This is a genomic window from Dyella subtropica (assembly GCF_026283965.1).
In the GTDB taxonomy this organism is placed as follows: Bacteria; Pseudomonadota; Gammaproteobacteria; order Xanthomonadales; family Rhodanobacteraceae; genus Dyella_D; species Dyella_D subtropica.
Genome location: NZ_JAPDPD010000022.1, coordinates 20,153 through 33,364, shown reverse-complemented (window position 1 = coordinate 33,364; position 13,212 = coordinate 20,153). Strand labels below are relative to the sequence as shown.

Here is a 13,212-nt window from a genome sequence, read left to right as displayed (position 1 = left end):
TGATGGAGACCGCCCTGATGGAGGTTCCGTTCCTCAGCCTCAAGGACGTCAACGCCCGGTATGCCGATGAGCTGAAGGTGGCTGTCGCGCGGGTTATCGACTCGGGTTGGTATGTGCTCGGCGAGGAGCTTGCGGCCTTCGAGCGTGAGTTCGCCGCCTATTGCGGCGTGCATCACGCTGTGGGCGTCGGCAATGGACTGGATGCCCTGTCGCTGATTTTTCGCGGCTACAAGGAGCTCGGCGCTATTGACGAAGGCGACGAGGTCATCGTGCCTGGCAATACCTTTATCGCCAGCTTTCTCGCTATTACCGAAAACCGGCTCGTGCCGGTACCGGTGGAACCCGATCCGGCCAGTTTCAACCTGGATCCGGCATGCGTGGAGGCGGCCATCGGGCCGCGCACGCGGGCCATCATGGCGGTACATCTGTACGGCCAGTTGGCCGACATGCCTGCCTTGGCGGCACTGGCCCGGCGGCACAAGCTGCTCTTGATCGAAGATGCGGCACAGGCGCATGGGGCGATGAGTGATGGACGCAAGGCCGGCACGTTCGGGGATGCGGCGGCTTTCAGCTTTTTCCCGGCCAAGAACCTGGGGGCGCTGGGCGACGGCGGCGCGGTGGTGACCCACCATGCCGCGCTGGCGGAACGGGTCGCGGCCCTGCGCAATTACGGTTCCGACGTGAAATACAGACACCTTTTCCAGGGCCTCAACTCACGGCTGGACGAGATACAGGCCGCCATGTTGCGGGTGAAACTGAAGTATCTCGACGACGATGTGGCATGGCGCCGCCGTGTGGCGCGTCGCTATCGCGATGGCATCTCTCACCCGCATATCCAGTTGCCGGCGGTGGCGCGAGAAGAACAGCACGCCTGGCATCTCTTCGTGGTTCGCAGCCCTTACCGAGATGCCTTGCAGAGGCATCTGCTGGCGCACGGCATTCACAGCCAGGTGCATTACCCGACGCCACCGCATCGACAGCCGGCCTATGCTGCCTTGCGCCATGCCGATCTGCCGCTGACGGAACGATTGCACGATGAAGTATTGAGTCTTCCGATGGGGCCGACGCTGCACGAGGACGCGGTAGATCGGGTTATCGAGGTCTGTCAGGCGTTCGAAGGCCCCGCATGAACATCGTCCGCGCCAGTGTCTATACGGCCACCGGTACCGCCGCGCGGTTGCTCGCGGGCCTGGTCGTCATCAAGCTGGTGGCATCGTTTGCCGGGCCTGAAGGTGTGGGCAAACTGGGGCAGTTCATGAGTCTCATGTCGTTGCTGGCCGTGCTGGCTGGCGGTGGCATAAGCGCTGGCATCGTCAAATACGTGGCCGAATATCGTAACGATGCGGAACGGTTGTCGCGGCTGCTTGCAGCAGCGCTCTGGTATGCGTTTTTCGCATCCTGCCTGATGGGATGCGCTGCGTTGCTGTTCAGTCGGCAGATCGCCACCTGGCTTCTGGATGACCCCCGCTATGCAGGGCTGATCCGCGTGCTGGCCGTGGCGCAGATTGGCATCGCGCTGGTCAACTATATTCTTGCCGTGGTCAACGGTTTCATGGATGTGCGCCGGCTTGCGTTTATCCAGGTGACGGGATCGTTCTTCAGTATCGTGATGGTGATCTTGCTGTCGCGCTGGCTTGATCTGTACGGCGCTCTGCTGGCACTGGTCTTGAGTCAGGTGCTGTGGCTTGCGGTCGGTTTGCCGGCATGGTGGCGAAGCTCGTATTTCCGGCGCAGCATGCTGCGGGTTCATTTCGACCGCGAAATGACCCTGCGGCTCGCGGCGTTCTCGGTGATGACGGTCACTTCCGCCTTGTTGGCACCCTTGATCAATATCGCGGTTCGCGATCATCTTGCTTTGCAGCTCGGCTGGGAGGAGGTGGGCTACTGGCAGGCGGTGAGCAAGGTGTCGGATGCTTATCTGCTGTTCCTCACCACAGCCATCAACATCTACTACCTGCCCAAGTTGGCATCGATCAATGAGCGCGCTTCCCTGGTGCTGGAGCTGCGCAATGCGTATCGCTACATCTTGCCCGCCGTCGTCGTTCTTGCGGCGGTGGTCTATGTGTTGAGAGGGTGGGTGACGCGCTTGCTGTTCAGTGCGGATTTCAGGTCCGCCAACGCCTTGTACGGGCCGCAGCTGGTGGGCGATGTCATCAAGATCGCCTCCTTCATTCTTTCCTACATCATGCTGGCCAAGGCCATGACATGGCTGTTCGTGATTTCGGAGTGCGTGTTTGCGGCCAGCTACCTGGCGCTGGTCTATGTGTTTACCGCGCGCTTCGGCCTGGTCGGTGCGATGTATGCATTCTCGATCAACTATCTCGCCTACCTCGCGTTCAATGCGCTGGTCGTACGACGTTACCTGGGAGGGCTGTGACGATGGCCTTCGACGCATCGAAGGGCGGGGCGGCGATGCCGCTGGTTTCCGTGCTCATACCCGCATTCAACCACGAGCGTTTCGTGCAGCAGTGTCTGGATAGCGTGCTGGAAGACCCTTATCCAGCCAAGGAGCTCATCATCATCGATGACGGGTCGACCGACAGAACCGGCGAAATCATTACCGATTGGGTGGCGACGCATTGCATGGAGCTTCCCATCGAGTATGTGCGCCGGGATAACAAAGGAATCGCAGCGACCTTGAACGAACTGGTGGTGCGAGCGAGCGGAGAGTTCCTCCGGCCGGGCGCAAGCGATGACTATCTGTTGCCTGGCGGCCTTGAAGCCCAGGTCCACTATTTGCTGGCGCACCCGTCCAAGGAGGCGGTGATCGGTGATTCGATCGTCGTCGATCGGGGTGGGAACAAGTTACATGACAGCGGCATGTGCGACCTTCACGGTGCCAACAAAAATCTCTATCGCTCTGATGAAGGCATTCGTCGTGCCGTCATCAGTCAGTGGGCCGTTGGCGGTCCGGTCGCCTTGATCAGAAAGAGCGCGCTTGACACGGTCGTCCGCTGGAGCGAAGGCCTGCGTATCGAAGACTGGGATCTGTTTCTTCGCCTGGCCGCCCGAGATGCGCTTGGCTTCATCGACGTCAGTGTTTGTGCGTACCGCGTCCACGGCGCCAATCTGAGCATGACGCGCAACACGGCGACTCGTGTAGTCAATCTGGTCGAGTCGAAGCAGGTTGCGCTACGAAGGGAAAGCCTGTTCGACGAGCCTTACCGAACCTTGCTCCGCGCGCAGTCCCATTACATCGAGGCCAAGATTTCGTTCCTGCAGAGACGGCCGTGGAATCTGCTGGTTCACCTGATGATTTATCTATGGCTGGTCATGGTTTCAAAGACCCGGCTTCCATCGGTCAGGCCAGACACGGAGGAGGCATGATGCAGCTGTTGCGCCTTCCTTCCATCTATCTCGGGCTTCCGATGCTTCTTGCCTGCGGCATCACGTGGCTGACGTACGATCTCCCGGTTGATTACCTGGATGGCCTGCTCCTTCTGGCAGCCACGGCATCGGTCATCGTGCTGTTCGACGTGAATGCAGGCGTCAGGATTCCGGAGACCGTGCGATTTCGCACGCGCAACTATGCAGGCACCCGCGATTCGTTCGTCGCGTTGGCCTTTGCAGGCCTGATCCTGCTTTTCTGTCTGCTTGATCTCACGCTATTTCCCATCCCGCTGTTCGACAAACCATCGTCGTATGCCTCGATGGAGGGTGGCCGCGAACATATCCGGCACATTTCCGACATCTGCTGGGTGCTTCCTCCGATCGGGCTGCTTTGTGCGAGGAGCAAGGCGCTGCGCAACGTGCTCATAGCCGTCGGCTTTCTGTTTCCCGTGCTGGTGATCGACCGGAACAGGCTCTTCGCCGCCGTATTTTCGTTTGCGCTCGTCATCCTGCTGCGCCGGAACGAGGCCAGGCCGCTGCCGTGGAAGAGTGTCGGCTTTCTGGCGCTTGCGGGAACCAGCATTTTCTCGATCCTCGGCATACTGCGATCCGGTCCGCTGGATCACATCACGCTGCCCTTCAGTGCCATGTACAAGGCTGCGCCGGTGGGCATCAAGTGGCTGCTGCTTTACGGCAGCGCGGGACCCTACAACTTCAGCGCCATGCTGGCCAAGCATTACTCCAATGCCAGCTTTCTTATCAATCAGGTGGTCCCCATGCATGGCTCCGTCGCGACAGCCGGGACGGATATCCCGCTGGATGCGTCGAATATCAACGTGGGTACGGAGTTCTTTCCATTCCTGCTGGCGTTGGGCCCCGTTGGCGCGGTGGCTTCAATTTTCCTTTTGTATGGCCTGCTGTTGTGGAGCGTGCGTCGTCTTCGATCGACGGTTCCGCTGTTTTCCTTCCTGATTTTCCTGCGCGTTTCCTATGTGTGTGTGATGTCTCCCTTTGCACCACAGGCTTTCACCTGGACGAACGCCGGCTTCATCGGCTTATGTCTTTTCATGCAGGTCTTCGCGACATGGCTGCCGAACAGGAGGTTGTGGGAGCCCATAGGCAACGGGCAGGGCGATGCCCCTGCGACGGCCGTGCAAACCATGTCTTCACATTCCATCCAGTGAGCACAGAACCATGGAACAAGATGAAGTCTATTTGGTGGATCTCTGGCGGATCTTCTCCCGTGAGTGGCGATGGGTTGCCGCCGCGCTGGTCGTGGCCTTGGCCTGCACCTATGCCTTCACGCATCGGCTAAAGAATCAGTGGGAGGCGACCGCCTGGATCCAGATCGGGCAGGTCGGGCAAGTCGGGCCGCTGCCGCAGGGCCAGGACCCAAAGATCGAGCCGCTTCAACGCGTACTCGAGCGCTTGCAAATGGCCCCGTTCCAAAACGGCGTGATGAGCAATCTCGGCTTTTCACCCGATTCACCGGAAGCCCAGCTCTATCGCAAGAGCATTAAGCTGGACCCGCTGCCTTACGCTGGCCCGCTCGTCCGGATGAGCCTGCGAGCGTATTCACCGCAACAGGCGCGCCAATTCGCTGAGGCGACGGTCAAACAGCTGCAAGCCATCCACCAGCAACTTGAGGCGACGCCGCTGACGCTGGCCCATGCGCGGCTTGATGAAATCCAGACTGCTCTACGCGATGCGCTGGCTGAACGGGATCGATTGCAACAAGCGATCACGCCGGGAAACAGGGACGACGCGGGAGGCAAAAGCATCCAGAATCCATTGCTCGCGAGTGTGTTGCTGAGTAGCAAGAACACCGAGATTCGCGGCTTGCAGTCGGCAAGAAGCGATCTCGCCGACCGCCTCAGTTCCACCTATACGTATGAAACATCGCTTCTGGGGGCCATCTATGTCCCTGATAGAAGGGCATCCCCGAATCTGGTGTTGATATGGGGTGTCGGTATTTTTCTGGGGGCCTCTCTGGGTGCATTGATCGCCATGGCAAGAAATGCTTTGCGACGGAGGGGCCACACGCCGCCCGCATTCAACCAAAGCGGCCCATATCGGCACTCACGATCAGGATCGGAAGAAATTGCCTAGGCTTACCTGATTGACGTCGAATCTCCGCTGGCGCGATGTTCCCCTCCCCTTGCTTGCGACGCAAAGCTAGTCCCGTGGGACAGGGGGAGGTCGGGAGGGGGTGAACACTTGCGAAAACCTCTCCCGAAACGCTTTCTCAAGTACCCGCCCCTCCCCAGCCCTCCCCTGCGAGCAGGGGAGGGAGCCCGTAGCTCGCGTCGCTGAGATTCGACATTGATCAGGACGGGGGATCGACTATGAGTGGCCCACACAAGCTTGAAATCGTGCGCCAGACGGTACCCAGCGCGAACGCTCGCCAGCGTCAATGGAGCGCGCCCCTGGATGATGGGCAACTGCTCGATACGCAGCGTGCCTTCGACAGTGTCGCCGCCGACTATGACGGACCGCGGGGCAATAACGAACTGATCCAGCGCATGCGGCTTACCTTGTGGGATACGGTGCACAGCGAGGTGCCGTCCGGCTGCCGCCTACTCGACCTGGGATGCGGCACCGGCATCGACGCCGTCGAATTCGCACGGCGCGGTTTCCATGTCGTCGCCACTGACTGGTCGCCGTTGATGGTCGAGCGGACGCGGTTGCGCGTCGCAGCTGCAGCCCTGCAATCCCGCGTCACGGCGACGCACCTCGGCGTGCAGCAGCTCGATCAGCTCGAAGGTGAGTTCGACGGCATCTATTCGAACTTCGGCCCGCTGAACTGCGCGCCGGATCTTCGCGCCGTCGCGGCCGAATGCGCGCGCCTGCTGCGCCCCGGCGGCACGCTGTTTTTTTCGGTGATGGGTCGGATCTGTCCGTGGGAGCTGGGGTATTACGCGCTGCGGGGCCGCTTCAAACGGGCCGGCGTGCGGGCCGCGCGAGGCGCGACGGCGGTGGGGATGAACGGCCATACGATCTGGACGTATTACTACCTGCCACGCGAGTTCTACCGTGCCTTCGCCGAACACTTTTCGCTGAAGAGCTATCGTGCGCTGAGCCTGTTTATGCCGCCGCCTTACCTGGTGGACTACTACCGGCGCCGTCGCCACTGGTGCGAGCGCCTGGGCCGACTCGACGATCGCCTGGGTGCGCTGCCGTTATTGCGCGACATGGGCGACCATTTCCTGATGGTGATGCGGAGGCGTTGAATCCGTGGACATTCTCCAGGCAGCGATGGACGTCAGCTTGTGCCGCGCGGCTTCGATCACGCCCGAAGGCACGTCGCGTGCACCGCTGCCGATCAGGGCAGGGCGGATCGGCGCCTCGTTGGCCGCGCGGGCTTATCGGGTCGACCTCCATGACCATCTGATCTTTCCTGGCCTGATCAACGCGCACGAGCATCTGCACGTCAACACCGTTCCGCCGTTGAACACCGGCGCGCGGTTTCCCAACAGTTACGCCTGGATCGAGGCGTTTCAGGCGCATTTCGAGGAGCCTGCCGTCATCGCCGCGCTGCAGGTGCCGAAAGAGCTACGGCTGCGGCACGGGGCGCTGAAGAACCTGCTCGCCGGCACCACCTTTGTGGTGCATCACGACCCTTGGCATCCGGCGCTCGATGCAACGAACTTTCCGGTCGCACTGCTACGCGATTACGGTTGGAGCTATGCGCTGGGCTGGCCCGATTATGGCCCGCCAGTGCAGCAGAGCTTTGCCGCCACGCCGGCCGACCGTCCCTGGCTGATCCATCTGGCCGAAGGCACCGATGCGACCGCGCAGGCGGAGCTGGCCCGGCTTGACCAGCTGGGATGCCTGGCGGCGAACAGCGTGCTGATCCATGGCGTGGGTTTACGCGAACAGGATGTCGATCGGGTGATCGTGAGCGGGGCTGCGGTGGTCTGGTGTCCGACCAGCAACCGCGCTTTGCTAGGGCGGTCGCTGGATCCGCGGCGCCTGTACGCGGCCGGCCGGTTGGCACTGGGCAGCGACTCACGGCTCAGCGGTGCGCGCGACCTGCTCGAAGAGATGCGAGGCATCGCCGCCCGCGGCGAGCTCAAACCGATGCAACTGCTGAAGCTGGTCACGACGCAGGCCGCACGCATCCTGCGTCAGCCGTTGCGTGGCAGCCTTGCGTCGGGTGCGCCAGCGGATCTGGTGATTGTCGAGGATCGTGGCGGCGAGGCGCGCAGCCTGGTGGACATCGAGCGCAACCAAATCCGCGCCGTGGTACGCGATGGTGTTCCCCGTATCGCCGATCCCGATTTCGCCGATTGGTTTGCGGCGACCGGTATGGAAACCGTGCCAGTGATGCTGGACGGCAAGCCGAAGCTGCTGGCCCGGCCTCTGGCCGATCCGGCGCTGATCGCTCTCGAACCCGGGCTCGAACGGATCGCCGATCGGAACGAGCGCGAGCCTGATCTGACCAAGGATGCCCTCACCAACAACGCCCTCACCAACAACGCCCTCACCAACAACGCCCTCACCAACAACGCCCTCACCATCGACGCCCGGTGCAACTGATGGCACGCCTACCGATGCTCGAACCCGCCGAGGCCTATACGTTGTGGGCGTCCAGCTATCCGGCGCACGCCCACAATCCGCTCATGCAGGCCGAAGAGCGCGCCATGCTTGAGCTGATTCCGGCCACATTGCAGGGACAGGCCGTGCTCGACGCCGGCTGTGGCAGCGGACGCTACATGCTGCATGCGCTGCGGCGTGGTGCGACACGCGTGACCGGCGTGGATCTCTCGCCGGAGATGCTGGAACGCGCCCGTGTGGAGCTGGCCCGCGTGGAACTGGCTCGTGGGGAGTTGGGTGCACGCCGACCCGGCACCGAGGTCGAGCTGATGCAAGGCAACCTGGCAACGCTTCCGGTGCCGGATGCCTGGGCGGATCTGACGATCTGCGGTTTGGTCATCGGACATCTGGAGCATCTGCAGCATTCGCTAGCTGAGCTAGGCAGGGTGACCCGTCCAGGCGGTACGTTGCTGTGCAGCGACGTGCACCCGATCGGGCATGCGCTGGGCTGGCTGCGCGATTTCGAGTCCGGCGGCCGGCGCTACGCCGTGCGGCACACACAGCATCTCTACAGTCATTGGCATGCCGCCTGCGCGGCGCTTGGTCTACGTATCGAGCGGGTGCTGGAACCCATGCTCGATCCGGCCGACATCCCCGCCGGTGCGCACTTCGACCCCAAGGCCCTGGAGGTTCCCGTGGCACTGGTGTTCCAACTGAGGCGCGAGCCATGACCCATGCGCCGCGCACACTGCTGATCAATCCAACCATCGTTTCGCGTCGCAGCGCGCGGTTTCCGCTGGCCGTCCTGCACCTGGCGGCGGCGTTGGAGCGAACAGGCAGCAGCCAGATCATCGACGGTAACGTCGACCGCGATTTCGTTGACGATACCCTGCGCGCGATGGAACAGAACGCCTTCGACGCCGTCGGCGTCAGCGTCATGGGCGGCCCACAGCTCGTATCAGGTATCGCCGTCTCCAAGGCGATTCGCGAGCGCTTTCCGGCGGTGCCGATCGTCTGGGGTGGCTATTTCCCCACGCTCAATGCGGATGCCGCGCTGGCTGCGCCGTACGTCGACTACCTGGTGCGCGGACAGGGCGTGGAAACCCTGCCGGAGCTGGTCGATGCGCTGGGCAGCAAGGCAGACTCGAAGCTCGCGTCGATTGGTGGGCTGTCGTGGAAGAACAACGGCGCGATCGTCCACAACCCGAACCGCCGTTTCACGTTGGGCGACACCCACCTGGAGGTGCCCTACGACAAGCTTGGCGACCCGCGACGATATCTGGCGCGCACCTATCTCGGCCGGCGCACCGTCGCGCATCAAGCCGCGATCGGTTGCCGTTTTCGCTGCACGTTCTGTGGCGTGGCCGCGATGTTCGGAGGTACCACCATTCTGCCCGCGGCGGAGCGGCTCGAACGCGACTTGAGCTATTTCAAGCATGAGCTTGGCGCCGACTCGGTCCAGTACTTCGACAACAACTTCTTCGACCGTGAAAAGGACATGATTCCTCTGCTCGAAGTGATGGCCAGATTCGAGATGCCGTGGTGGTGCTTCGCTCGTTCGGACGCGCTGCTGAACCTGTCGGAGCGTTCGTGGCAGCTGGTCCGCAAGAGCCGGCTACGGATGGCGTATATCGGCGCGGAGTCGCCCAACGGCCAGATGCTCAAGGAGATCCGCAAAGGCACGCGGCCGGATCAAACCATGGAGGTGGTCGAGTTGTGCCGGCGACACGGCGTGATCCCCGAGCTGTCCTTCATGGTCGCGCCGCCGGAGAATACGGAAGAAGAGACCGAACACACTTTCGAATTCATCCGCGCGTTGAAGCGGGTCAATCCGCAGACTGAGATCGTCATCTACATCTACACGCCGCTGCCGGAGAACAGCCGGCACGAGAAGGACCGAGCAAAGCGGCCCGCGACGCCGCTGTTCGACCTCAACGGCGAACCGGTCGTGTTCCCGACGACGGTGGAGGAATGGGCGCAGCCGCGCTGGGTCGATTACACCTGCCATGCCGATGCGCCCTGGCTTGACGACAAGTTGCGCCAACGCATCCATGACTTCGTTACCGTGCTGCGTTGCCGCTACCCCACCGTGCAGGATCTGCGTTCGCCGTCCTGGGCCAAACGCAGCCTGAGTGCCATGGCCGGGTGGCGCTATCACTACGGCAAGTACGACCGGCCGTGGGAACTGGAGCTGGCCAACCGGCTGGTGCGCTTGCGTATGCCGCAGGTTTCGGGGCTCTAGGCGAGTGCCGACTTTGCACGTCGCGCAGATCAATTTCCTGCCCGTGCCGGAGGGTCTCGCGCACGCCGAGGTTCTCAATCAATGGCACTCGCTGGTGGATATCGCCGAAGTGGTGGCCAGTTCCGGAACCCGGGTTTCGGTGATCCAGGCGGCAGCGCGTCAGGATCTGATAACACGCAACGGCATCGACTATCACTTCGTCGATATCAGCGGACTGAAAACGTCGGCAAGCCGGGCCCGTCGCTTCGCCGGCTTGCTAGCCGACCTCCAGATCAACGTCCTGCATGCGCACGGCCTGGCGTTCGCCGGAACCGCGTTCGCCGTGTCGCAATGCCTGCCACGGCTGCCGATCATCATTCAGGACCACGCCGACCGGCCGCCGCGCTGGTGGCGATGGCCGCAGTGGCGGCGCTGGTATGCCGCCATTTCCGGCGTCGCGTTCACGGCATCCGAGCTGGCACGACCGTTCACCCGCACTGGATGGTTTGGGCCGCACGCGCAGCTCTTCGCGATTCCCGAATCCAGCAGTCGCTTCACCATGGGCAGTCAAGCCGATGCCCGTGCGGAGACCGGTCTTTACGGCGATCCTTGCGTGCTGTGGGTCGGACACCTGAACTCCGGGAAAGACCCGCTGACCGTGCTCGACGGCGTGGCTAGGGCCGCGCTGCAGCTGCCTGACCTGGAACTGTGGTGCGCCTTCGGTAACGCACCCTTGCTCGACGAGGTGCAAAGCCGCATCGCGAGCGATCCACAACTTGCCGGGCGCGTGCATCTGCTGGGTAAGGTTGCGCATGCGCGCATCGAGGCACTGATGCGCTCTGCGGATCTATTCGTATCGGGCAGCCTCGCCGAGAGCTGCGGTTATGTCGTACTGGAAGCGCTGGCCTGTGGCGTCATGCCGGTGGTCACGGACATTCCATCGTTTCGCGCGCTGATCGGCGGTAGCCGCATCGGTCACCTGTGGCCCCGTGGCGACGCGGCGCGGTTGGCCGAAGCGCTGGTCGATGCGGCGGCCAACCGGCCGTCGCCGGAACAGGTGCGCGAGCACTTCGATGCCACGCTGTCGTTTGCAGCCGTGGGCCGCCAGTGGGCCGACGCGTATGCGCAAGTCCACAACGAGCGGCGACGGAGGACACTGTGAAGCTCGCGCTGGTGGTCCCGGGAGGCGTGGATCGTACCGGCGAGTTTCGCGTGATCCCGGCGCTACTGGCCTTGATCGAGCGGCTGGCGCGGACGCACGAAGTCCATGTCTTCGCGCTGCACCAGGAGGCGGCGGCAGCCCGCTGGGAACTCGCTGGTGCCACTGTGCACAACACTGGAGACGGCTGGACCCGGCTGCGTGCGATCGCGGCGATCCTCAGCGAGCATCGCCGCGCGCCGTTCGATCTGGTCCATGCCATCTTCTCCGGTTCCTGCAGCCTGGTCGCCGTGGCTGCGGCGAAGCTGCTGCGGCTGCCGAGCCTGGTGCATATCGCCGGCGGCGAACTCGTCGCGTTGCACGAGTTCGACTACGGCGGACGACGAAAGTGGAAAGGGCGGCTGCGCGAGGCGTTGGTGTTGCGCGGCACCGGTGTCATCACGGCGGCCAGCACACCCATCATCGATTCGCTGAACGCGCTCGGATTGCCGGCCCGACGCGTACCGCTGGGCGTCGATCTGCGGCTGTGGCCTCCGCGCGCTCCGCGCAGGCGCAACACCGAGCAGGCTCGGCTGATCCACGTCGCCAGTCTCAATCGCGTCAAGGACCAGCAGACGCTGCTGCGGGCGCTGGCAGCCTTGGCCGACATGGGGATGGCATTTGAGATGGACATCGTCGGCGTGGACACGCTGGATGGCGAGATGCAGCGACTTGCCTGTCAGCTTGGGCTGGAACGGCAGGTGCGGTTTCTCGGATTCAAGACCCAGCGCGAATTGCGCCCGATCATGGAATCGGCCGACCTGCTGGTGATGTCGTCGCTGCACGAGGCCGGACCGCTGGTGGTGCTTGAAGCCGCGGCAGTCGGCGTACCCACCGTTGGCACGGCGGTCGGACACATTGCGGAATGGGCACCGTCGGCGGCGTTGGCCGTACCCGTCGGAAACGCGCCGGCACTCGCGGATGCTATCCGCCGGATGCTTGAAGACGAGGATCTGCGGCTACGGATGGCCGTTGCGGCGCAGTTTCGAACGATCCGCGAGGACGCCGATCACACCGCCCTCGCGTTTGAAGCGCTCTATCTACGGTTGCTCGCCGCATGAGAACGAAATGCTCCATAGGCTCGTCAGGCATCCAGGCCGGAATGCTCGGCGATACCCCCCAGCGTGATTACGCGGAGAAACTGAAGATGTTCAACGCATTCGCACGGCCTGAGCTGTGCGAGGCGATAGACGCATTGGCGGTGCCGGCGGGTTCGCGCGTGCTTGATGCCGGTTGCGGCACGGGCGAGGCGGTCGCGTGGTTTCACCAGTCAATCCAGGGCCGCGCCATGGTGGTGGGAATGGATCTCGCGACCGCGCACATACACATCGCTCGCCGTACCGCACCGACCGGCGCGCCGATCCTGCAGGCCGACATGATGCGGCCGCCCCTGGCAGACGGCAGCTTCGATCTCGTTTGGGCGGTCAATGCCATCAATCATCTGAGTGATCCTGTTGCCGGCGTGCGGGTTCTATCGAACCTGCTGCGCCCGGGCGGACGCCTCGTGATAGGGCAAAGCTCATTGCTGCCCGACATGTACTTTGCATGGGATTCCCGCTTGGAAAGGATCGTAAACGAAGCGGTGCGGCAGTATTACCGAGAGCGTTACGGCCGAAGCGAGCATGATCTGGCAGCCATCCGTTCGCTCGTCGGATGGCTGCAGACCGCGGAATTGCGGCAAGTGAGCGTGCGAACGCGGATGATCGAGCGAACCCATCCGCTGACAGAAGCGGACGAGCGTTACCTGCTCCACGTGATCTTCCGTGGCACATGGGGTGAGCGCCTTCGGCCTTACCTGCGGCGGGAGGATTTCGAAGCACTGGCGCGACTGTGTGATCCGGATGACGCGTGTTATGCGTTGCGGCGGCCGGACTTTCACTTTCTACAAAGTCTCACGATCGCGGTGGCTACGAAATAGAGAGGGCCG

Annotated in this window: 12 protein-coding genes; all 12 read left to right on the top strand. The window is 62.9% G+C overall.

Annotated features, from left to right (window positions below):
- Positions 1-17 precede the first annotated feature (17 nt).
- Complete coding sequence (locus tag OUZ45_RS17355) at positions 18-1,130, top strand: DegT/DnrJ/EryC1/StrS family aminotransferase (protein WP_266171460.1); 1,113 nt, start codon at positions 18-20, stop codon at positions 1,128-1,130.
- Positions 1,127-2,377 (top strand): O-antigen translocase, encoded by a 1,251-nt coding sequence (locus tag OUZ45_RS17350; RefSeq protein ID WP_266171420.1) that lies wholly within the window; start codon positions 1,127-1,129, stop codon positions 2,375-2,377. Before OUZ45_RS17355 ends, OUZ45_RS17350 begins: the two co-directional genes overlap by 4 nt.
- Before the next feature lie 2 nt (positions 2,378-2,379).
- Positions 2,380-3,327: a glycosyltransferase gene (locus tag OUZ45_RS17345; protein ID WP_266171419.1), complete on the top strand. Its 948-nt coding sequence runs from the start codon at positions 2,380-2,382 to the stop codon at positions 3,325-3,327.
- Complete coding sequence (locus tag OUZ45_RS17340; protein WP_266171418.1) at positions 3,324-4,514, top strand: hypothetical protein; 1,191 nt, start codon at positions 3,324-3,326, stop codon at positions 4,512-4,514. The genes OUZ45_RS17345 and OUZ45_RS17340 overlap by 4 nt, the downstream gene beginning before the upstream one ends.
- 10 nt (positions 4,515-4,524) lie before the next feature.
- On the top strand, positions 4,525-5,439 hold the full coding sequence (locus tag OUZ45_RS17335) for a Wzz/FepE/Etk N-terminal domain-containing protein (protein ID WP_266171417.1): 915 nt from the start codon (positions 4,525-4,527) through the stop codon (positions 5,437-5,439).
- 236 nt (positions 5,440-5,675) lie between these two features.
- Positions 5,676-6,560 carry a class I SAM-dependent methyltransferase gene (locus tag OUZ45_RS17330; RefSeq protein ID WP_266171416.1) on the top strand — a complete coding sequence of 295 codons (885 nt, stop codon included), beginning with the start codon at positions 5,676-5,678 and terminating at the stop codon, positions 6,558-6,560.
- A 25-nt stretch (positions 6,561-6,585) separates the two neighbouring features.
- Positions 6,586-7,869, top strand: coding sequence for an amidohydrolase family protein (locus OUZ45_RS17325; RefSeq protein WP_425601708.1), 1,284 nt, complete (start codon positions 6,586-6,588; stop codon positions 7,867-7,869).
- A complete protein-coding gene (locus tag OUZ45_RS17320; RefSeq protein ID WP_266171415.1) occupies positions 7,869-8,597 on the top strand; it encodes a class I SAM-dependent methyltransferase in 729 nt (242 codons plus the stop codon). Before OUZ45_RS17325 ends, OUZ45_RS17320 begins: the two co-directional genes overlap by 1 nt.
- Positions 8,594-10,108 (top strand): B12-binding domain-containing radical SAM protein, encoded by a 1,515-nt coding sequence (locus OUZ45_RS17315; RefSeq protein ID WP_266171414.1) that lies wholly within the window; start codon positions 8,594-8,596, stop codon positions 10,106-10,108. The genes OUZ45_RS17320 and OUZ45_RS17315 overlap by 4 nt, the downstream gene beginning before the upstream one ends.
- Before the next feature lie 13 nt (positions 10,109-10,121).
- Positions 10,122-11,249: a glycosyltransferase family 4 protein gene (locus OUZ45_RS17310; RefSeq protein WP_266171459.1), complete on the top strand. Its 1,128-nt coding sequence runs from the start codon at positions 10,122-10,124 to the stop codon at positions 11,247-11,249.
- A complete protein-coding gene (locus tag OUZ45_RS17305) occupies positions 11,246-12,346 on the top strand; it encodes a glycosyltransferase family 4 protein (RefSeq protein ID WP_266171413.1) in 1,101 nt (366 codons plus the stop codon). Before OUZ45_RS17310 ends, OUZ45_RS17305 begins: the two co-directional genes overlap by 4 nt.
- Positions 12,347-12,387: 41 nt before the next feature.
- On the top strand, positions 12,388-13,203 hold the full coding sequence (locus OUZ45_RS17300) for a class I SAM-dependent methyltransferase (protein ID WP_266171412.1): 816 nt from the start codon (positions 12,388-12,390) through the stop codon (positions 13,201-13,203).
- Positions 13,204-13,212 lie beyond the last annotated feature (9 nt).